General features: G+C 61.9%; 17 protein-coding genes and 2 pseudogenes. 10 read left to right on the forward strand and 9 right to left on the reverse strand.

Annotation, left to right across the window (positions count from 1 at the left end):
• Positions 1 to 135 precede the first annotated feature (135 nt).
• Positions 136 to 474: pseudogene (locus NKH91_RS24320) on the forward strand (diacylglycerol kinase); the annotation flags it as partial.
• Positions 475 to 539: 65 nt separating this feature from the next.
• On the opposite strand, the gene NKH91_RS24325 reads toward NKH91_RS24320, so the two are convergent.
• Entirely contained in the window at positions 540 to 851 is a 312-nt protein-coding gene (locus tag NKH91_RS24325) for a DUF4143 domain-containing protein (protein WP_352951011.1), read from the reverse strand.
• 187 nt (positions 852 to 1,038) lie between these two features.
• On the opposite strand from NKH91_RS24325, the gene NKH91_RS24330 reads away from it, so the two are divergent.
• From NKH91_RS24330 to NKH91_RS24365, 8 genes are all read left to right on the forward strand, one after another.
• On the forward strand, positions 1,039 to 2,241 hold the full coding sequence (locus tag NKH91_RS24330; protein ID WP_031195079.1) for an ABC transporter substrate-binding protein: 1,203 nt from the start codon (positions 1,039 to 1,041) through the stop codon (positions 2,239 to 2,241).
• Positions 2,242 to 2,317: 76 nt separating this feature from the next.
• Positions 2,318 to 3,184: a branched-chain amino acid ABC transporter permease gene (locus tag NKH91_RS24335; protein ID WP_023722333.1), complete on the forward strand. Its 867-nt coding sequence runs from the start codon at positions 2,318 to 2,320 to the stop codon at positions 3,182 to 3,184.
• Between the two features lie 5 nt (positions 3,185 to 3,189).
• Positions 3,190 to 4,164, forward strand: a complete 975-nt coding sequence (locus tag NKH91_RS24340) for a branched-chain amino acid ABC transporter permease (RefSeq protein WP_352847468.1) — start codon at positions 3,190 to 3,192, stop codon at positions 4,162 to 4,164.
• A 4-nt stretch (positions 4,165 to 4,168) separates the two neighbouring features.
• Complete coding sequence (locus NKH91_RS24345; protein WP_352495644.1) at positions 4,169 to 4,948, forward strand: ABC transporter ATP-binding protein; 780 nt, start codon at positions 4,169 to 4,171, stop codon at positions 4,946 to 4,948.
• Positions 4,949 to 4,950: 2 nt separating this feature from the next.
• Entirely contained in the window at positions 4,951 to 5,673 is a 723-nt protein-coding gene (locus NKH91_RS24350; protein ID WP_023722330.1) for an ABC transporter ATP-binding protein, read from the forward strand.
• An 8-nt stretch (positions 5,674 to 5,681) separates the two neighbouring features.
• The gene (locus NKH91_RS24355) at positions 5,682 to 6,422 is read left to right on the forward strand and encodes an aspartate/glutamate racemase family protein (protein WP_352484980.1); all 741 of its coding nucleotides are present in this window, start codon (positions 5,682 to 5,684) and stop codon (positions 6,420 to 6,422) included.
• A gap of 102 nt (positions 6,423 to 6,524) precedes the next feature.
• On the forward strand, positions 6,525 to 7,229 hold the full coding sequence (locus NKH91_RS24360; protein WP_023722328.1) for a GntR family transcriptional regulator: 705 nt from the start codon (positions 6,525 to 6,527) through the stop codon (positions 7,227 to 7,229).
• Positions 7,230 to 7,872: 643 nt separating this feature from the next.
• Complete coding sequence (locus tag NKH91_RS24365; RefSeq protein WP_352847639.1) at positions 7,873 to 9,801, forward strand: adenylate/guanylate cyclase domain-containing protein; 1,929 nt, start codon at positions 7,873 to 7,875, stop codon at positions 9,799 to 9,801.
• Between the two features lie 365 nt (positions 9,802 to 10,166).
• On the opposite strand, the gene NKH91_RS24370 is transcribed toward NKH91_RS24365, so the two are convergent.
• The 7 genes from NKH91_RS24370 to NKH91_RS24400 all read right to left on the reverse strand — a co-directional run bounded on the left by NKH91_RS24370 (position 10,167) and on the right by NKH91_RS24400 (position 16,744).
• Positions 10,167 to 10,586, reverse strand: a complete 420-nt coding sequence (locus NKH91_RS24370; RefSeq protein ID WP_031195077.1) for an Ohr family peroxiredoxin — start codon at positions 10,584 to 10,586, stop codon at positions 10,167 to 10,169.
• A 55-nt stretch (positions 10,587 to 10,641) separates the two neighbouring features.
• Positions 10,642 to 11,610, reverse strand: coding sequence for an alpha/beta fold hydrolase (locus NKH91_RS24375; protein ID WP_502895824.1), 969 nt, complete (start codon positions 11,608 to 11,610; stop codon positions 10,642 to 10,644).
• Between the two features lie 94 nt (positions 11,611 to 11,704).
• Positions 11,705 to 12,823 carry a redoxin domain-containing protein gene (locus NKH91_RS24380; protein ID WP_352847465.1) on the reverse strand — a complete coding sequence of 373 codons (1,119 nt, stop codon included), beginning with the start codon at positions 12,821 to 12,823 and terminating at the stop codon, positions 11,705 to 11,707.
• A 72-nt stretch (positions 12,824 to 12,895) separates the two neighbouring features.
• The gene (locus tag NKH91_RS24385) at positions 12,896 to 13,552 is read right to left on the reverse strand and encodes a VOC family protein (RefSeq protein WP_352885110.1); all 657 of its coding nucleotides are present in this window, start codon (positions 13,550 to 13,552) and stop codon (positions 12,896 to 12,898) included.
• A 37-nt stretch (positions 13,553 to 13,589) separates the two neighbouring features.
• Positions 13,590 to 14,870, reverse strand: coding sequence for an epoxide hydrolase family protein (locus NKH91_RS24390; protein ID WP_031195070.1), 1,281 nt, complete (start codon positions 14,868 to 14,870; stop codon positions 13,590 to 13,592).
• Entirely contained in the window at positions 14,867 to 15,295 is a 429-nt protein-coding gene (locus tag NKH91_RS24395; RefSeq protein ID WP_352641810.1) for a DUF6130 family protein, read from the reverse strand. The genes NKH91_RS24390 and NKH91_RS24395 overlap by 4 nt, the downstream gene beginning before the upstream one ends.
• Before the next feature lie 87 nt (positions 15,296 to 15,382).
• On the reverse strand, positions 15,383 to 16,744 hold the full coding sequence (locus NKH91_RS24400) for an epoxide hydrolase family protein (protein ID WP_352847459.1): 1,362 nt from the start codon (positions 16,742 to 16,744) through the stop codon (positions 15,383 to 15,385).
• 226 nt (positions 16,745 to 16,970) lie between these two features.
• On the opposite strand from NKH91_RS24400, the gene NKH91_RS24405 reads away from it, so the two are divergent.
• A complete protein-coding gene (locus NKH91_RS24405) occupies positions 16,971 to 19,826 on the forward strand; it encodes an ATP-binding protein (RefSeq protein ID WP_352847456.1) in 2,856 nt (951 codons plus the stop codon).
• A gap of 419 nt (positions 19,827 to 20,245) precedes the next feature.
• On the opposite strand, the pseudogene NKH91_RS32415 reads toward NKH91_RS24405, so the two are convergent.
• Positions 20,246 to 20,478, reverse strand: a pseudogene (locus tag NKH91_RS32415) (IS91 family transposase); the annotation flags it as partial.
• Positions 20,479 to 20,637 lie beyond the last annotated feature (159 nt).

Here is a 20,637-nt window from a genome sequence, read left to right on the forward strand (position 1 = left end):
CCCCTCTCCTGTTCTTCGAGCGGTGGGGGGCCGCCGGCGCTTCTTCGGTCCCTTGCGTGCATCCGTACCCATGGTGGCGGGCATCTGCGCGATGCCCGCTCTGACGTTTCAGTTTGCCAATATCGCTTCGGCTCGCCGGAGTTCGTAGCCGACGTTGCACGGTTTTTCGACGTCACGAGAGGACACGTCTTGCTCGCCGGTCCCAAGACGATCGCGAGCGTTCCGGATTTTGCTCGCGCGGATCGGGAACTTGTCGTCGTTCGCTCCAGTATGGATCCCGAGGACACGCTCAAGCGCTTTGCCGGCCGTGTCGTCTTCATCGGCGGCGGTCCACCGGTCTGGGACGCCTACGCGCGCTTCGTCAGCCACTGGGATGTCACGCGGCTGCCATATGACGGGCCGGCGGACCGCTGGTTCGATGCAAGATGGCTTACGGGGGGTGGCGAAGTTGCCAGAAATCACCGCGACCAATGAAGGCTCGGCTCGTATCGATCTGGGATTATTTAGACCACCTCGCGACCCAAGTTCCAGACCGCATTTTATGCAACTTTACATCGAACACAGAACCGACAGCGGTGCCGCTTGCAATTATTTCGCCGAACGGCGTCACACGGTGATGGTCGTGCAGCACCAGCCCGCGCACAAAACGATCGCGGACTCCTTCCTGCAACTGGTGCAATCCCCGAAAGTCCTGCGGAACCGTTTGCGGAGGCCTTCACCTCGATACCGACGACCCGACCGCGTCGATCCTCGATCACGACGCCGACCTCGTCCTGATCCTTGGTCCGGTAGTGTGAGAAAGACACCCGTCGCTCTGACCACCATGCGAGCTTCAGGAATTCCGACACCACGAACCTCTCGAGCAAAGCACCGAACCGCGATCGGTCCTACGTTCTTCGTCTACGGCCGCTCACAAGATTGTCAACAATCTGATAAAGTTTTGTTGACAGGTGATTGATTTGAGCCTTCACTCACAAAAATCCGCGTATCGGTCGAGTTCTGTCGCAATAATGCGCGGCCTCCAAAGGGGAAAGAACAATGATCAACAGACGTTCAATAATCACATCCGCGGCGCGCGGCGCCGTCTCCGCGCTGGCAATCATGGCCGGCGGCACAATAGCGGTGCACGCCGCCAATAAGGAACTCAAGATCGGCTTTGTCGGCGTGACGAGTGGCGCGGCCGCTGCGTGGGGCACATCCAACGTCCGCTCGATGCAGACGCGCGCCGCCTGGATCAACGAAACCGGCGGTGTGAAGATTGGTGACGAGACCTATGACGTCAAAATCGTCACCTTCGACGACCAGAAGGACCCGAAGCGGGCGATCGCCGGCATGGAGAAGATGGCCCAGGAGGGCATCCACTATGTCGTCGGTCCGAATGTCGACGACGGCGCGGCGGCGGTGCGTCCCGTGGCAGAATCCAAGGGCATCATCTATTTTCCCTACGCATTCCCGAAGGAACTCTACACCCCGCCGGCATCCAACGCCGTGCTCGGCATGATCGCCAACTACCAGTCGGCTCCGGCGATCTACAAATATCTCATGGAAAACAGGGGCGTGAAAAAAGTTGCCTTTGTCGCCGCCAACGAATCCGATCCGCTGAGCCAGCGGGATGGCGGTGTTGCCGCGGCAAAGGCGCTCGGGCTCGAGGTTGTGGCTGCCACGGATGTCTACCAAAACGATACCCGCGATTTCACGCCGGTACTGACGCCGATCGTTTTGCAAAAACCGGACCTGCTGGTGCTTTCGGGCGTCGCGCCGGGCAATGCGCCGCTGCTGATCCGCGCCGCGCGCGAGCTCGGCTACGAAGGCCTGATCTCCACCGAAACGGCGCAGGATGCCAAGGTGTTGGAAGAGGGCGCGGGCGAGTTGGCCAACGGCTTCATCTCGGTCGGCGGCGCATCGACGCCCGAAATCGCGTCCGACACGATGAAGGAGTTCGTCGAACGTTATACGAAAATGTTCGGCGAATACAATGACGAGTCCAACACCAAGGTCTACGCGCTCGAATACATCATCGAGACGCTGAAGGCGAACCCGGCCGCGATCGACAATGTCGAGGAGTTCAAGAAGACGATCGACACTTTCTCGGCGCCCAATCCCTATCTGAAGGACGATGCCAAGCTGACCTATGTCGGAATGACGTCGTTTGGCCAGAAGCGCCAGCTTTCGGTCCCGATGGTGGTCACGGAATACCGCGACGGCAAGTTCGAGACGCTCTTCGTCGCTCAAGTCGATTGACGCAACTGCACTGAAGCGGATTGCCGCAGGGACTCGAGCATTCGTCTTCAGCCTCTGAACGGCCGGAACCATCCTGATGGAACAAGTCATCGCCAACGGGCTTTATCTTGGCGCGCAATACGCCTTGATCGCGCTCGGTCTGACCCTGATCTTCGCGCTGATGAACGTGCTTAACTTTGCCCATGGGCAGATGTACGTTCTCGGCGGCTTCGTCACCTACACCGTCTATGGCCAGCTCGGCATGCCTTTCGTCGTCGCGCTCGTCGCGTCCGGGGTCACGCTGCTGGTCATTGGAGCGCTTGTCGAGAAATTCCTTTTCAGGACGGTGATTAAGCGAAGCGTGCGGGAGGAAAGTACGATGCTTCTCGCGGCGGCGGTCGCATTCTTCCTCGACGCCGTGATCCTCCTCTTGTTCGGCGAAAAGCAGCGCGGCGTGCCGAAGATCGTCAAAGGCGTCTTCGTCTCCGACAGCCTCATAATGCCTTACGACCGGCTGCTGGTCGGCGCACTCGCCATACTGTTCATCGCCTCCTTCGTGCTTTTCATGCAGTACAGCAAGCCGGGACGCGCCATGCGGGCGCTGGCGCAGGACCGGGTCGCGGCGCAGCTGATGGGCGTCGAGGTCGACCGCTATTCGATGATCGGCTTTGCGCTCGGCGCCATGCTTGCCGGCATAGTCGGGGGGCTGCTGGTCGCCATCACCGGCGTCAATTCGGGCATCGGCGGGCCGATCTCGATCAAGGCGTTCTTGATGGTGATGATCGGCGGGGCCGGCGTGGTCAGCGGAGCGATCGCCGGCGGCTTCATCCTCGGCATGATGGAATCGGTCGGCCTGACGGTGCTACGCCAATATGGCGACGTCACTTATCTCGTCATCTTCGCCGCGCTGATGGTGTTCCTGAGCATCCGCCCGAACGGGCTCATGGGCAAGCCGTGGGGATGATGGACATGAAGCGTACACGCAACATCCTCATCGTCGCTGTCTTCCTGCTGGTCGTACTCGTCGGCGTGCCCTGGCTGATTGAGGCGACCGGTCGGCTCGACCTCTACTACACGCTGACCTCGGTCGCGCTGCTCAGCATCGCCAGCGCCGGGGTGTGGGTGACTTTCTACATCGGCCGCATCAATATCGGCCAGGGCGCCTTCGCGCTTATGGGCGGCTATGTTTCGGCCATTCTTGTCGTCCAGTACGGTGTGTCGTTCTGGCTGACACTGCCGCTGGCTGGGCTATTCTGCGCCGCTGCAAGCGTGCTGATCGGACTGCCCATCCTCAGGCTTCGCGGCGTCTATTTCGCCATGGTCACGCTGGTTTTGACCGAAGTGGCGCGGCTGCTCGCGCTGGCGCTGCCGATCACCAACGGAGCCAAGGGCATGGTCAGCATTCCGCTCCCCGGCGGCATCTCGATCTTCGGGCTGACCATCCTTCCAGATTTCGCGGCGCTCCCCAATCCGCGTCCCGCCTTCTATCTGGTGTCGGTTGTGCTGATGGTGCTGTGCTTTGCGGCGCTCTACCGCCTAGTCCATTCGCGCATTGGCAAACTCTGCCAGTCGTTGCAGCAGAACGAGGAACTGGCCTCCTCGATCGGCGTCAACATCGCCTATCTGCGCGTTATCGCCTACGCCATCTCCTCCTTCCTCGGCGGTCTCGGCGGTGCGATGTTCGTCGCCATCTCGCAGTCGATCTATCCGTCGAGCTTCACCGTCACCGACTCGGTGAACTTCATGCTGAACTGCTTCCTCGGCGGGCTCGGCCACGTCTTCGGGCCGATGATCGGCACCTTCGTGCTCTATTTCGGCTGGGATTTCCTGTTCGAGACCGGCGAGTTCCAGTTGCTGATCTTCTCTTCGGTGCTGATCGCGCTGATGCTGTTCCTTCCCAACGGCCTGCTCAGCCTCAGGCTGTTCGGCAAGAAGCAGGGCTAAGACCATGACTGAGCTTCTCCAGATCAAGGCAGTGACCAAACGCTTCGGCGGGCTGGTCGCGGTCAACAATGTTTCCTTCGCGGTCCGCGAACGCGAAATCCTCTCCGTCATCGGCCCCAACGGCGCCGGCAAGTCGACGCTGTTCAAGTTGATTTCCTCTTTCCTCAATCCGACCTCGGGCGAAGTGCTATTCCGGGGAGAGCGGATTTCAGGCCTGGCGCCGCATATCGTCGCCCGGAAGGGCGTGGTGCGCACGTTCCAGGAGACGACGATCTTCAAGGGCATGACGGTGCGCGACAATGTCATCATCGCGCATCACCTGCGTTCCAATGCCAGCCTTGCCGGCTTCTATCTCGGCACGAACACCGCACGGCGCGACGAGGATGAATTCGGCCGCTCGGCCGACGAGATCATCGACTTCCTCGATCTCGGCACGCAACGGCATGAGATCGCCAGCACGCTGCCGCACGGCCATCTGCGCGCGCTCGGGATTGCCATCGGGCTCGCTACCAACCCGACCGTGCTTCTGCTCGACGAGCCCTTCGCCGGCATGAACCATGACGAAACCGTGCGCGCGGTGGAGATGGTGCGCGGCGTGCGGAAGCGCGGCGTGACTGTCCTGCTGGTCGAGCACGATATGCCCGCCGTCATGAACATTTCCGACCGCATCGTCGTCCTGAACTTCGGTGTGAAAATCGCCGAGGGAACGCCGAAGGAAATCCAGGAGAACGAAAAGGTCATCGAGGCCTATCTCGGCGTCGAAGATGAGACGATCGGATTTTAGCCATGAGCGAACTGCTGAAAGTCTCCGACATCGAACTCTACTACGACCATGTCTATGCACTGAAGGGCGTGTCGCTCAACGTCAACGAGGGCGAGACCGTCGCGCTGATCGGCGCGAATGGCGCGGGCAAATCCTCGATCCTGCGCGCCATCACCGGCCTGAAGAAAGTCCGCAGCGGCGAGATTCATTTCCGGGGCCACCGCATCGACGGAACGCGCCCGGACGAGCTGGTCAGGATGGGCATCGCCATGGTGCCGGAGGGTCGGCGCGTCTTTTCCTACATGACGGTGCGCGACAATCTGATGATGGGCGCCTTCACCCGCACCGACAAGGCCGAAATCGCCAGGACGCTGGACATGGTGCTCGCGCGCTTTCCGCGCCTGAAGGAACGCTATTCCCAGACGGCGGGCACGATGAGCGGCGGCGAACAGCAGATGCTGGTGATCGGGCGGGCGCTGATGGCCAAACCGAAGCTTCTGCTGCTCGATGAACCCTCGCTCGGCGTCGCGCCGAAGCTCGTCCAGGACATCGCCCGCTCCATCGTGGCGATCAATCGCGACGAAAAGGTCAGCGTTCTCTTGGTCGAGCAGAATTCGCGCATGGCGCTGCGCATCTCGCAGCGCGCCTACGCACTGACGACCGGAAAGATCGCGCTGGCCGGACATTCGGCTGAGCTGCTTGGCGACGACCGGGTCAAGAAACTCTATCTCGGCGGCGAAATATGAAAGCGCAAATGGACATACTCGTCGTCAATCCCAACACCACTGCGTCCATGACCGAAAAGATCAGCGAGGCGGCGCGCGGCGCGGCTTCGGCCGGCACCAGGATCATCGCCGTCAATCCGAAGGACGGGCCGCCGAGCGTCGAAGGCTATTTCGACGAGGTCTTCGCCATCCCGGGAATGATCGGCGAGATCCAGAGATATCCGGCGGCGAGCGCCTGCGTCATCGCCTGCTTCGACGACACCGGCCTCGACGCAGTACGCTGCGTCGGCGAGATGCCGGTGGTCGGCATCGGCGAAGCGGCGTTTCACATGGCAAGCCTAATTGCCGGCAAGTTCAGCGTGGTGACGACGCTGTCGCGTTCGGTGCCGGCGATCGAGCACAATCTGGTGCGCTACGGCCTCGCCAGCCGCTGCGCTAGGGTGCGGGCAAGCGACGTTCCCGTTCTGGAGCTCGAAGTGCCCGGCTCCAACGCCCGCCATCGAATTTCGGAGGAGATCGAGCGCGCCATCCGCGACGACCGGGCCGAAGCGATTGTGCTGGGATGCGCCGGCATGGCCGACCTCGCCGCCGCGCTCAGCCGCGAACATGGCCTTCCTGTGCTCGACGGCGTCGCCTGCGCGGTACAACTCTGCGAGAGCCTCGTCAGCCTTGGCCTGTCGACCTCGAAGCGCGGCGGCTACCAGGTTCCACTCGAAAAGTCCTTCGCCGGAATCTTTGCGTCCTTTTCGCCCTCCGGCCGTGTATCCTGATGCGTGCAAAATTGTTGACATTCCCACACAGGATGTTCGATGTCCGGCCGGAAACGCGGTGTTCGCGCCGCTATGCGATCCGGCCGCCGGGACAATGAGACGATGGACCTGCTTGGACCAAAGACACGGGATGGCGACAAGCCGACGATGCGCTGGTTTCCGGTCTATGCCGGCCTGCGCGACGCCATCGTCAGCCACCGCCTCGCACCGGGCACAAAGCTGCCCGAGGACGAGCTCGCCTCGATCTATTCGGTGAGCCGCGCGGTGATACGCGCGGCGCTGCAGGCGCTGTCGCATGACCGCTTGGCTCGGCTCGAGCCGAACCGCGGCGCGTTCGTCGCCCAGCCGACCAAGCAGGAAGCGCGCGAGGTGTTCGAAGCGCGAGCGCTGATCGAGCCCAAGGTCGCGGCGCTTGCCGCCGAAGTGGCAAAGCCGGCCGAGATCGCGCAACTGCGGCTTCATCTCGAAAAAGAGCACGAGGCCCTGCATGCCGGCCGCGACAGCGACGCCATAATGCTGTCGGCAAAATTCCATGTCGGCATCGCTGAAATCGCCGGCCATTCGATCCTGACCGGCTTCGTCAAGGACCTGTTGTCGCGGTCGTCGCTGATCATCGCGCTCTACTGGCGCCGCCGCGACACCACCTGCGAAAGCCACGCCCATCACGCCCTCGTTGATTCCATCGAAAAGCACGACGCAAAAAACGCGTCCGACCTGATGCAAAGTCATCTCATCGACCTTCTGTCGGGCCTTGATCTGTCGCTTGGCGAGAAGAAGCCCGAGAGCCTGTCGGACATCTTGCGCTGATCTCCGCTGTCAAACTCTTCGCCGGAGTTCGCCTATGTCCGCACGTGCTGGGCGTGATCGAAGCAATGCATAGCATGCATCGGTCCATGAGGACTGCTTCTTCGTTCCTGCCGTCATAACAGTAGCGCTCGTTGAGTCCGCGGCGCTGCCCTCCAGCTTCGGCTACTCCTGCTGCCGCACAACGGACGGGCAATGCGCCGATCAGAGCTTGAGGCACGCAGTCGCAGCAAGGATTGGCAAACTGCCGGTTTTTCTTACGGCCTTTAGATACGACCTGATGCGATCGGTCGATGGCCCTCGCGAGAGGCCAGTTCCAGACTGTCTGTTTATGCGACTTTGGAAGCACAAAAGGGGAACATCTAGCGGCTTATGTGTTTTCGACGTCAACAGCCTCTGGCGGTCAGATCGGCGATCGACCGGCATTGTGAATGCCTGGAAGGGGCCGGAACCGGACTGTCAGCTTTCAAGATGACTGGACAAGATAGCCGGCCCTTGCGTCCAGCCTCGTCTGACCGCTGTGCGCCAGAAGCGACCTTTCGGACCACCGGGGCTAATGGACGACCTCCTGGCTTTGGCCGGGCGGGCTCGTCAGGGCGCCGCGATAGGTGTACAATTTTAGCCATGTTGGGTCCGGGGCCGGATGATGATCGTCCCTCCATTGAACCGGAAACTGCTGGCGATCCTTGCAGCGGATATGGTCGGCTATTCAACGGCGATCGAAATTGACGAAGCTGGCACCATCGGACGCCTGAGAGCTATCCGGGCCGACGTAACCGATACGGCGATCGCTCTGCACCAGGGTCGAATTGTCAAACTATTAGGAGATGGCGCACTTGTCGTCTTCGACAGCGTGGTCGATGCGGTAATCTGCGCAGCCGAAATTCAAAAAGCTGTGGCCGTTCGCAATGGTGGACTGCCGGAGCATGAGCGGATTGTGTTCCGCATCGGGATAAATCTTGGCGATGTGGCGCTCGTGGATGGCGATGTGTATGGCGACGGCGTCAATATCGCCGCTCGGTTGCAGCAACTCGCTGACCCGGGCGGCGTGATCGTATCGGGCACGGCCTTTGACCATCTGCAGGGCAAGCTTGATTGGCCCCTCGATTTCGCTGGCGAGCAGCAAGTCAAGAATATCAATCGCCCCGTGCGGATGTACCGGCTGAGGCTCGATGGCAAGCCGGCGCGCCGCCCGCTTCTCGGAATGATGCCGCGCTGGGCCAGGACGGCTGCGGCGGCCATCGTGGTGCTGGCTCTGGCGGGTGGAGGGACATGGTGGGTCTTTCAGCCTGCGCCACTGGGGGCCAAGCCGTCGATCGCGGTGCTGCCCTTCAATAATTATGGCGGCGACGAGGCCACCGGGCGTTTGGCCGATGGCCTTACCGAAGACATCATCACCGATCTCGCGCAGTTTCCCGAACTCGACGTCGTGGCACGCAATTCGACGCAAGCGTACAAAGGCAAGTCGCTGGATGTCCGCCAGGTCGCGAGTGCGCTCGACGTCGGCTATGTGCTGGAAGGCTCGATCCAGCGCCTGGGCGGTCGGCTGCGGATCACCGCGCAGCTGATCGATGCAAAAACCGGCAACCATCTGTGGTCGGAGCGATGGGACCGGCCTGCTGAAGACGTATTCGCCGTTCAAACCGAGATCGCCGAGCAGGTCACCAACCGCCTCGGCAACGGCGTGGGGCTGATTCAAGGCGCGGGGCGGGCTGCAGCGAAGCGTAAACGGCCGGACAACTTGACTGTCTATGATTACTACCTGCTCGGAACCGAAAGGATTGAAAAGATTACCGTAGCGGATGAGGAGGAGGCCATCAGGCTGCTCAACCTCGCTGTCGAGCTGGACCCGGGGTTCGCCCGCGCCTGGGTGGAACTTTATCATGCTCATAACATATTGGCTGGCTTCGGTATCAATCCCGATAGCGAGATCAAGGCGGCTGCCGATGTAGCCGAACGCGCGGTGCGGCTCGATCCGAGCGACGCCGAGGCGCACGCCGTTTTTGGCATGAGCCTCAAAGACAAGGGCGACAACGCCCGCGCCAAGGTCGAGCTGGACACGGCCCTCCGCCTCGCTCCGGGTTCGGCCGAAATCCTGACATTCTATTCCGGCTTTGCGGCAGGCTTCGACGAACCCGAACGCGGCGCTCAGTTGGTCGACCAAGTTATACGGCTCGACCCGAATTACCCGATGTGGGCAACTGCTTTCTACTCCACTGCCTATTTTATGGCTGGTCGCTATGAGGACGCCTTGAAGATGCTGGAGCGCAAGACGCCCGATAACTACGGCAAAGGGGGTTGGGTGGTGCGTAGCAGCTCCTTTGCGGCTCTGGGTCGAATCGATGAGGCGAATGCTTCGGTCCGGGAAACCCTCAAACGGTATCCGGACCTGACCGTCGAGGGCATGGTCAATGAATTCAGCTTGAGCAAGACGGAGCGCGGTCGTTTCATCGAGACAATGCCGCTAGCCGGCTTCCCGGCGTGCGCCAAGACCGGGTCGCTGGCAAAACTCGCCAAACCTGTGCGGCTGCCGGAATGCGAGGCGGGGGAGGCGCAGCCTCTCGGGCAGCCATAGAACAAGCTCGGCGCAAAAGGGAGACGTGAGCCGCGAATCGCCCCGGCACTGGCGGGCGCTGTCGCCGAAGGTTGGAGGCGATGACACATATGGTTGTGACGCCGCGCGAGGCTCCCGCTAGCGAACGAAGAACTCAGGGTCAAACGCTCAAGTGAGTATCCCTACGGTGGAAGCCGGCTGAGCAAGTGATTTTCTGAGCAGTGGCGATTATGTCAGGAATGGGCCGACAACGGATCGGCAGCTTCGAGCCCGTGGATATCGAAAGCGGACATTCACGTCGATGTGGGCATGATCATCATCTGACCCTGAACAGACTGGGAGCGAGGTGCCAAAAGCTTCAACGCCGAAGAGCGATTTAGGTCAAATCAGACGATCCTCATTACGACATCGATGTTGCCCCGTGTCGCTTTGGAGTAAGGACAAATCTCGTGCGCTTCATCCACCAGAATTTGTACCACATCGCGCTCCAGACTCGGCACGGCAATATCCAGTTGGACGCTAAGAAAGTGGCCGTTTTCTCCGTAGTTCAGATTCACCTCGGCCTCGATGCTCATCCCTGCAGGCAGCGCGATTTTTCGTTCGTGGGCCGCAGATGCGATTGCGCTTGCGAAGCTGGCCGACCAGCCGGCCGCGAGCAACTGCTCCGGATTGGTGCCGATGCGCGCCGATCCAGGCGTCGATAGCCAGATATCCAGAAGACCGTCGGAACTGCGCGAGGCGCCATTTTCGCGACTGCCCGTGGTTGCGGTCCTGGCCGTATAGACAACCCTTGTGATGTGGCTCATAGGCATTCTTTGCTGGTAGCGGTAACCGCCGCTTCGGCGGTTGCCGCGAACTCGATCAGGCGTCGACTTCGACAACGGCATCGGCAAAGGCCTGCGGCGCTTCCTGGGGCAGGTTGTGCCCGATGCCGCCGGTGACGACCCGATGCGCGTATCTGCCCGGGAACATCGTGGCGTATACGCTGGCGTCCGGATGCGGCGCGCCATTGGCGTCGCCTTCGAGGGTGATCGTCGGCACGCCGATGACCGGTGCCTGCGCGAGTCGCTCCTCGAACGCGTCGTATTGCTGCTCGCCGGCGGCGAGTCCGAGCCGCCAGCGATAATTGTGGACCACAATGGCCACGTGATCGGGATTGTCGAAGGCTGCGGCGCTGCGCTCGAATGTGGCATCGTCGAAATTCCACCGCGGCGACGCGAGTTGCCAGATCAGCCTGGTGAAATCTCGTGTGTATTTCTCGTAGCCGGCGCGGCCGCGATCGGTGGCGAAGTAATATTGATACCACCATTGCAGCTCGGCCTTGGGTGGCAGCGGCAGCTTGCCGGCTTGCTGGTTGCCGATGAGGTAGCCGCTCACCGAGACCATCGCCTTGCAGCGTTCAGGCCATAGTGCGGCAATGATGTTCGCGGTGCGCGCGCCCCAGTCGCAGCCGCCAATCGTCGCCTTTTCGATGCCCAGTGCGTCCATCAGGGCGACAATGTCCGCGGCAATCGCTGACTGCTGACCGTTGCGCATCGTGTCGTCCAACAGGAATCGGGTCGTGCCGTATCCGCGCAGGTAGGGAACAATCACGCGGTGGCCTTTCGCTGCCAGCAGAGGAGCGACATCGGCATAGGTGTGGATGTCATACGGCCAGCCATGTAGCAGGATGACGGGCGGGCCGTCGGTCCGTCCAAGTTCCGCATAGCCGACGCTCAGCACGCCGGCCTCGATCCGCTTCAAGGGCCCAAAGGACGCCGCAGGCTCTCCAGTCGTCTGTTGCGCTTGTGCCGGGCCGATCAGGCCGAACTGAGTGGCGGCGACAGCCATCGCGGCGGCGCCAAAGAACCGACGGCGATCTTGGTCGATTTCATCAGGGATATTGAGCGAATGCATTTGGGAACCTCTATCCTTGCGCGGGCGATCAGCCGAACGTGAATGCAAAGACCTCCACGCCTGAGTCGAGAAACTCGATCTCGAACTGGCGATCGACGATGGGTTTCGATTGTCGGATCAGTTGGTACAGGCGCTGCTCTGTCACTGCGCCTTCGCCCATTTCATTGACGTCGATGCCGTGAGCCGTGCCTGGCGGCTGCCCGTCGATCAGCACGCGAAATCTCACAGACGTTCCCGGCGCTGCCGGACCCATGACCAGATGAAGGTCGCGCGCGTGAAAACGGTACGCGATGCGGGCATCGGACTTGTTCAGTACGGCGGTTTCTTTCCTTACCGTCCAACTGCCAGACAGCCCCCACTCATTCAGGCGTAGTCGCGCCGGCACGTCGTAGATGTGCGGCGCGTCCAAGACCGCTTCACCGCCGGAGGCAAAATTCTGGGTGCGTTCGTAGCCGAGATAATTTTCCGGAGACTTGAGGGTCTCCCAATCGGCCGCGGCTTCGATGCCGCGGGCATCCACCGACACAGGCTCACGGTCGAATCCGCCGGCGCCAGCCTCAGTCAGCAATTCCTGGATGACCATTTCCGACTGTTGGTATGAGCCCTCGCCAAAGTGGTGATACCGGACGCGTCCCCGCGAATCGACGAAATAGAGTGCCGGCCAGTACTGGTTGCTGAAAGCCCGCCATATGAGATGGTCGTTGTCGACGGCGATCGGGTAATCGATCCCCAGGTCTTTCACCGCCCGGTGCACGTTGTTCAGGTCTTTTTCGAACGAGAACTCCGGCGCGTGGATTCCGATCACCACCAAACCATGCTTCCGGTATTTCTCGTCCCAGGCCTGAACGTAGGGAAGCGTGCGCAGCCAGTTGACGCAGGTGTAGGTCCAGAAATCGATGAGGACGACCTTGCCATGCAAAGCCGACGCCGTCAGCGGCGGCGAATTTATCCACTCGTGCGCCACGCCAAGCGAAGCAAGCTCGGATTGACTCTCGAACTGGTCGGAGGAAAGTCCGTGAAGGAACGGAACCCTCATCGGTGCGGAGGCTATCGGCTGAGCCACATTCGTGTCTCCCAGAAAACTGGCAATCGGAGCCCCGATTGCCATTGCGAGCGCCACGGCGACGAGCAGCTTAATTGCTTTCATCGACGACGCCTTTTCAGTTTCGATCGATATCGCCGCGCAGACGGTTCAGCGGCGCGCTGCGCGCTGAATCCTTCAGAGCGGAAGCTCTTTGCCGGCCTGCTCAGCCACCATGTATTCCGCGTACCAGTCCGGCCAGTTCTCATCGCGCTGGCCGCCGTTGCGCTTCTCGTGCTCGCCGTGGGCCTCCGACGCGCGTCGCAGCGCGGCAACAAGATCCGCTCCGGAAGCGTAGGTCGTGGTGTCGATCCGGCCGGGAAAGCGGGTGGTGATTTCCTGCAGCAGCCATTCGTTGCCGTCCGGGTCCTTGAACGTCGCGAACGAGGAGTAGCTGCGCCGCTCGGGATCGCGCCCCTTGACCGCCGGCTTGCCGGGACCTGTGCGGTGAAACGCCTCGCTGACCTCGGCGCCGTGGCCAATGAGCTCGGCGCACGCCGCCTCGATGTCCGACACGACAAGATAAAGCCCGCTTGCCGAGCCGGGCTCCGCCGTCGTGACCCCCGTGCCGAAGTGGATCGAGGCAGGCGAGCCCGGAGGTGTGAACTGCACACCCCGGAACGTATCGCCGACGACGAAATCGCCGTCGAGCCGCCAGCCCAGGCCGCTATAAAAGCTCTTGGCGCGATCGACGTCCGAGACGGGGATGACCACGACCTCGAGCTTCATGTCGAGCGCCTGCTTTTTGAGGGTCCCGGTCGCAGTTTCGTGCTTTTCGTCACGGGGCGTTTTCATGGTTTGAGACATTTGTCGTTCCTTTCGAGTGAGGTGGTTATTTGGTTTGCCGCAGCGGCCTGAACGCGGCGCGCAACTCGGCAGAAAAGAGCTCCGGCCGCTCCCACGCGGCGAAGTGGCCGCCTTTGTCGACCTCATGGAAGTAGATCAGGTTGGGGTAGGCGCGCCGGGCCCACGTCTCGGGGGCCTGATAGCCTTCCCCCGGAAAGACCGTGATGGCCACCGGCAGCGAGACTTCGCTGGTCTTTTCAGGGCCGGCAAAAACGGGACTGCGCCCGCCGCCGTACTCCCAGTAAATTCGCCCGGACGAGGTGGCGGTGTCCGTCAGCCAGTACAGCGTAATATCGTCCAGCACCTCGTCAGGCGACTTTTCGGGGTCGCTTTTGTCGTAGGTCCAGCCCGAAAAGCCCGGATGCCCGAGCATCCAAGCGGCGAGCCCTGCGGGGGAGTCATTGATGGCGTAACCGATCGTCTGGGGCCGGGTGCCCATCATCGTGGCGTAGGATCTGTTCCCCATCTTGGCGGCCATGCTGAGCGCATCGAACGCCGCGCGCTCCTTGTCCATGAGCCCCGCCGGCGCCGGTCCGCCGGCGGCGAGCACCGCGGCAATCTCTGGCGGTACGACAGCCGGCAGGTTGACATGAATGCCGAGCAGGCCTGCCGGGGCCAGACGTCCCATTGCATTCGAAACGGGAGAGCCCCAGTCGCCGCCCTGGGCGACGTAATCTGTGTAGCCAAGGCGCTTCATCAGCTCTGCCCAGGCTCGTGCAATGCGGTCTGTACCCCAGCCAGTATCTGTGGGTTTGCCGGAGAAGCCGAAACCCGGCAACGACGGCAGTACGAGGTCGAACGCGTCTTCCGGGCTACCGCCATGCGCCGTGGGATCGGTGAGCGGGCCGACGGTCTTGAGCAGTTCCAGCACCGAGCCGGGCCAGCCATGCGTCATGATCAGCGGCAGGGCATTGGGATGTTTCGAGCGAACGTGAATGAAGTGGATGTCCACGCCGTCGATCGTGGTCATGAACTGGGGCAGGGAATTCAGCTTCGCTTCCGCTGTCCGCCAGTCGTAGGCCGTGCCCCAATACTCGACGAGCGGCCTGATCTTCGCGAGCTGTATGCCCTGCGACTGGTCATCGACCGTCTCCCGGTCGGGCCACCGTGTCTGCGCAATGCGACTGCGAAGATCATCGAGCGGCGCTTGCGGCACATAGACTTTGAAGGGCCGGATCGAGCGATCCTCGACCGGGTTGGCGGAGGCGGGCGCGGAAAGGATGCAAAGCCCGAATGCCAGCACGGCCGCCAGTTGGTCGAGCCTCATGGCTGCACCTTCTTGTCCGGAGTGTGGAACGTCACCGTTTGTTTGGTGAAGACTTTGCCTTCTGGATCCACCACCTCGATCAGCACCATGTGCTGGCCGCTTGGCATGCCCACCAAGATGATGGTGTTGCTCTGACCGTAGTCCGCCCACGCCCAAGGCAGGTCGTCGACGGTGACGTGCAGATGCCCGACCCGCGGAGACACGTTGCGCGCGACCGCCCCGCCCACAGGCAGGATGCGCAAGTTCTCCACCCGGTACGGGATGAACACGACGCCGCCGGCCAGCGGACCCGGAAGCGGCGGCTCCACGATCAGCTTGGGTGCGGGCTCGTTGTCGATGGGAACGACCGTGCTCTGGGCAAACGCGCCCGTGGCGAGCACGGTGCAAGCCGCGAGTGCGGCGAGCGTCTTGATGAGGGGGTTCATTGCAGTCGCTCCCTTCGGAGGTTCGCTACGCAGCTATCGCTGGGCGGAAGATGACGCGCGTCCGGCGCGCCATCCCCCGCCAACACGTCATGTCTGCAACGTCTTGAATGTTGCGCGCACCTCATCGGTGAAACTCTTCGGCTGCTCCCAGGCGGCGAAATGGCAGCCCTTGTCCGTGCGGCCATAGTGCAGAAGCTTCGGGAACGCGCGTTCGGTCCAACTCTTCGGTGCGGTGTAGATTTCGCTGGGGTTCGCAGTCGCACCGACGGGAATGGTGATGCCCTTGGCGTCGAAGAAGCCGGCCTTCGCCGTTTGCGCATGTTCCCAATAGAGACGTGCCGACGAGATCGCCGTGTTCGTCAGCCAGTAGAACGTGATGTTGTCGAGGATGTCGTCGCGGGTAAGGCCCTCCGGCTCTCCATCGAAGGAGCGGGCGATCAGCGCATAACTGTCCGCATCGTGATCGAGGATCCACGCCGCCAGGCCGGCCGGTGAATCGACGATCCCGTAGAGCGTTTGCGGACGAAGAGCCATCTCGTTGGCGTAGCCCAGGCCGTTTTTGTAGAAGAACGCTACCTGCTCGTAGGCACGCTTCTCGTCGGGGCCAAGATCAGCGGGGGGCGGACCGCCGGAGGCCAGCGCCTTCACGATCTCCGGCGGAATGGTCCCCGGCATATTCGTGTGGATGGCGACCAGCTCGGGAGGTGCGATCAGGGCCATCTGTTCCGTGATGAGTGCTCCCCAATCGCCGCCCTGCGCGACGTAGCGGTCGTACCCGAGGCGTTTCATCAGCACGATCCACGCCCGCGCGATGCGCCCCGGATCCCAACCGGTTTCGGTGGGCTTGCCGGAAAAGCCGTAGCCCGGCATCGACGGGATCACCACGTCGAACGCCTCCGCCTCCGTACCTCCGTGCGCAGTGGGATTGGTCAACGGGTCGATGATCTTCAAGAGTTCGATGACCGAACCGGGCCAGCCGTGCGTGATGATGACAGGCAGGGCGCCCTGATGCTTAGACTTCACATGGATGAAGTGGATGTCGAGCCCATCGATCTTGGTGACGAAATTCGGCAGCGCCTTCAACTGCGCCTCGCACTTGCTCCAATCGTATTCCGTTCCCCAGTACTGCATGAGCTTCTGCATTGTGGCGAGTTGCACGCCCTGCGTTGGCCCTACAGTTGCAGGGGTCGACCAGATCCGCCGGGACGCCTCGTCGGAGACGAGTTCGCGCTCGGGCCAGCGCGTGGCGGCGATGCGCCGGCGAAGCTCATTGATCTCCTCCTGCGGGAAACTGACGGAGAAAGGGCGGATGGCATCGCTCGTGGATGCGGCGGCCAATTGCGACGGGAGCAGGCTTGCCGCGCCGGCGGCGGCGATGCCGGCCGCCGCAGTGCCCAAAAGTCGCCGGCGATCCTGGTCGATTGCTTCGGAGGTTCTGGTCGTGTCCATGGGTCTCTCCTGGGTTGATGGGTTTGCGATCTATCTACGTAGCTTGAACTACGCCCAGGAGGCGGGATTAGCCCGTTATGCGTCGTGAGCTTGTGTTAGCCGCTGCCAGCCTGCCGCTTTTTTGAGCAGATAGGAGGCGCCTAGACTGTGAGACTCCCTATGGTGCAGGAGCGCTCCTTGACTTAAACTGCGGCGCTGGGTGCAGGCGGCTCCAAAAGAAGACGCCATGACGAAAACGGGAATACAAGCCAAAGACAGATTGTCGTTTGGCCCTTTCCATTTTGCTGCGGGTGAAAGGCTCCTGACAAGAGAAGGCGCTCCCGTAGAGTTGGGTTCGCGCGCCATCGACATTCTCATAGTCCTGACCTCTGCACCGAATGAAGTCGTCAGCAAGAAAGATCTAATGTCGCGGGTTTGGCCGGATGTCGTCGTCGAGGAAGGCAGCCTGCGGTTCCACATGACCGGACTGCGCAGGGCGCTGGGCGATGGAAAGGATGGCGCGCGGTACATCGCGACGCTTCCGGGGCGGGGCTATTGCTTCGTTGCGCCGGTTTTGCGATTAAACAGCCCACGCGACGAAGCCCTATTCATTGCCGCTGAGTTTCCGCACGCGAATCTTCCAAACCGCTTGAGCCGGATGGTCGGACGGGACGAGGATGTTTTTAAGCTGTCGGTGCAGCTGAATGCTTCGCGGTTCGTCACCATCGTTGGCGCCGGTGGCGTCGGCAAAACCACCGTCGCGATCGCAGTCGGGCATCACCTGATCGAAGCATTTTCAGGGGCGGTCTTGTTCGTCGATCTGGGAATGATCGGCGATCCCGGTCTGGTGACGACAGCCGTCGCCTCGATGCTTGGACTAACGGTTCAAACAGAGGATGCGACGCCCAACCTGATCGCTTACTTGCGCAACAAGCGGATTCTCTTGATCCTCGATACCTGTGAGCATCTCGTGGATGCGGTGGCGCCTCTGGCCTCGAGCATCGTCGATGCGGCGTCACAGGTCTACATCCTGGCGACGAGCCGCGAGGCGCTTCGGGTCGAGGGCGAACATATCTGCCGGTTGGATGCGCTTGCGTTTCCGCCCGACGAACCGGGGCTAACGGCGGCCATCGTCCAGACATTCCCGGCCACCCAGCTGTTCGTGGAGCGAGCGGTGGCAGGTGGCGCTCGTTTGGACGTCGGCGACGCCGAGGCCTTGATCATCGCAAGCATCTGCCGAAAGCTTGACGGGGTGGCGCTCTCGATCGAACTGGCGGCCAGACGTGTCGAATCCTATGGGCTGCAGCAGACAGCCGCGCTTCTCGATCAACGCCTGACACTGCTGTGGCTCGGTTCACGGACAGCGCCGCCGCGTCAGCAGACCTTGCAGGCGACACTAGATTGGAGCTTTGGGCTCCTGACCGACGTTGAGCGCGTGGTGCTTCGCAGGCTCGCTGTATTCGTCGGTCATTTCACGCTCGATGCCGCCCTGGAGGTCGTGACGAGCGCGACCCTCGACCGATCGACCGTCCTTGGCGCCATGGACAGTCTTGTCGCCAAATCGATCGTGGCGACGCGTCCGGTTGGAGCAATGATGCGCTACAGGCTCCTCGATACGACGCGCGCCTACGTTCTCGACATCCGGATCGATGACGCCGAGGCTGCCGATCTGGCAGTGCGCCACGCCGCCTACTATCGGAGATGGCTGGAGCAGACCGGGATCGAGTGGCCAAGCCTGGCGACCGGTGAGGAGCGGGCGCCCCACTTCGCCGCCATCAACAATGTCCGGGCTGCCCTGGAATGGTGCTTCGGCGACAGCGGAAACGCCAACATCGGCGTCGGACTCGCCAGCGCTGTCGCGCCGGTTTTCCTGGCAATGTCCTTGTTGCCGGAGTGTCATCGCTGGTCTGAAAGAGCAATATTCGCTTTCGACGATGCCGCCCTTGGCGGACTTGACGAGATGCATCTTCAGGCAGCCCTCGGCGTGTCCTTCATGTTCATGCGGGGAGGACGCGACAGGGCGCGCGTAGCTCTGGAGAGGAGCCTGGCGATCGCCGAGCAGCGCGGCGATCCGCTGGACCGGGTGCGTCTGTTGGGTTCGCTCAACATGTTCCATCTGCGGACGGGCAATTTCGCAACCGCCCTTGAGTTTGCAAGGCGTTGTTCAGCCACAGCCGCGACCTTGGACGACTCGGTCGTCAACGCGCTGGCACACTCGATCCTGGGCATCTCGCTCCACCTGCGAGGCGACCTCGCGGAGGCCCGCGCAGAGCTGGAGGCGGCGCTCGACCGTGGGCCGCGCTCCCAGCGGACCACGACGATCTATCTGGGCTTCGAAGGCAAAATCCTGGCCAGGGCCATCCTGGCGAGGAACCTTTGGCTACAAGGCCATCCGGACCAAGCCATGGCACACGCCCGACAGGCCGTCGAAGAGGCTGCCGCCATGGATCATTCTCTAACGTTGGCGATCGCGTTGATCTGGGCGATATCGGTCTTCCTGTGGACCGGTGACCTGAAGAGCGCCGAGGCGTACATAGATATGCTCATCGCCCGCGCGGAATCCCATTCCATGACTCCTTACCTGCTGGTCGGTCGGGGCTTCAAAAGCGAAGTCGCGATCCGTCACGGCGATGCAAAAAGCGGCGTCGAGGGCCTGCAGACATCTCTTCGGAAGCTCCACGCGGCGCCTTATGAATTACTCACGACGCCGCTCAACCTCTCGCTAGTTAGGGGACTGTCCGCGATCGGTCAGGTTGATGAAGCCATTGCGTTGATCGACGAGTCGCTTGGTCAAGTCGAAAAGAACGGCGACCAGTTGTACCTCCCGGAGTTGCTACGGATGAAGGGAAGCCTCCTTCTCCAGTCGGAGCGCAACCGTGATGAAGCTGCCGCCTACCTCATGCAGGCACTGGAGTTGAGCCGAAGTCAGCGCGCACGGGCATGGGAGTTGCGAACCGCAATCGACATGGCGACGCTGATGGCCGGGCGCGGGGAGATCAACAGCGCTCGCGAGCTCTTGCAGTCGGTTGCGGCGTATTTTGTGGAGAGCCTGAATACGGCGGATGTCGGGGCTGCCGAACACCTGCTGGCGACACTGAGGTAGAGCCTCAATGCCACTTCTCCTAATGGTGTCGTCCCCTCTCGGCGCAATTTCGACGGTGGTGTGGGCACTATTAATGTCGGCTTCGGGAGGACAGGAGTGGCTGGCTGAATGACCGACATGCTGAAGGGTTTCGGGTGCCGTCAGGCGTACGAAAGTCTCTCATGCAGGAACCCGCGGGCCGCAGACGACGGCCTATGGGGATTTGTGTTTCGGAGCGTGCCTGGGTCTGTCGCGAACTTCCGCATAGGATGCGGTGGGCATGGCGTGGAAGCGGCTTCCGGGCCCGGTCGCAGAGCCTGGAGCGTTGATTCCGACGGGATTGGTGTGCGTGACGACCGGCTCGACGGCAATGTGCACATAACATCCCGTTGACCGTCGCCGGCGCGGCGCGGTCGTACGAGCAACTTGGTCATGCCGGGTCATGAGGTGTTCTCCCGGTTCGGCGCTCGTGAGGTTGGCGGCGCACGAGGCTGGCACCACCGTTCGAACCTCTCGATGACCACCATGCGCAGCAAGGGCAAGGCGGGCGAACGTCAGCCGGTTATGCTGAAGGGTTGTCTTCGGCTGGCGGAGCGACGTTCAGCAGTTCGCGCACGAGTGCGAGGCTGGCTTTGCGGGCGGAGCCGGCGAGCAGTCCATAGTGACGGATGCGCCGCGCATTGGTCAAGGACCGTACCGCCGCCCAGAACAGGAAGAGGAACTGTCAGGAATTCTGTGCGCGAGGCCGGTTTCGTCATTGGCTGACGAACCTTTCGCCGAAGACGACGGCGAACTGGGTCTTGGCCTCGAACCATTCGCGCGGCGGTCGTTT

Origin of the sequence: Mesorhizobium sp. M0894, assembly GCF_040319725.1 — a bacterium.
Lineage (GTDB): Bacteria > Pseudomonadota > Alphaproteobacteria > Rhizobiales > Rhizobiaceae > Mesorhizobium.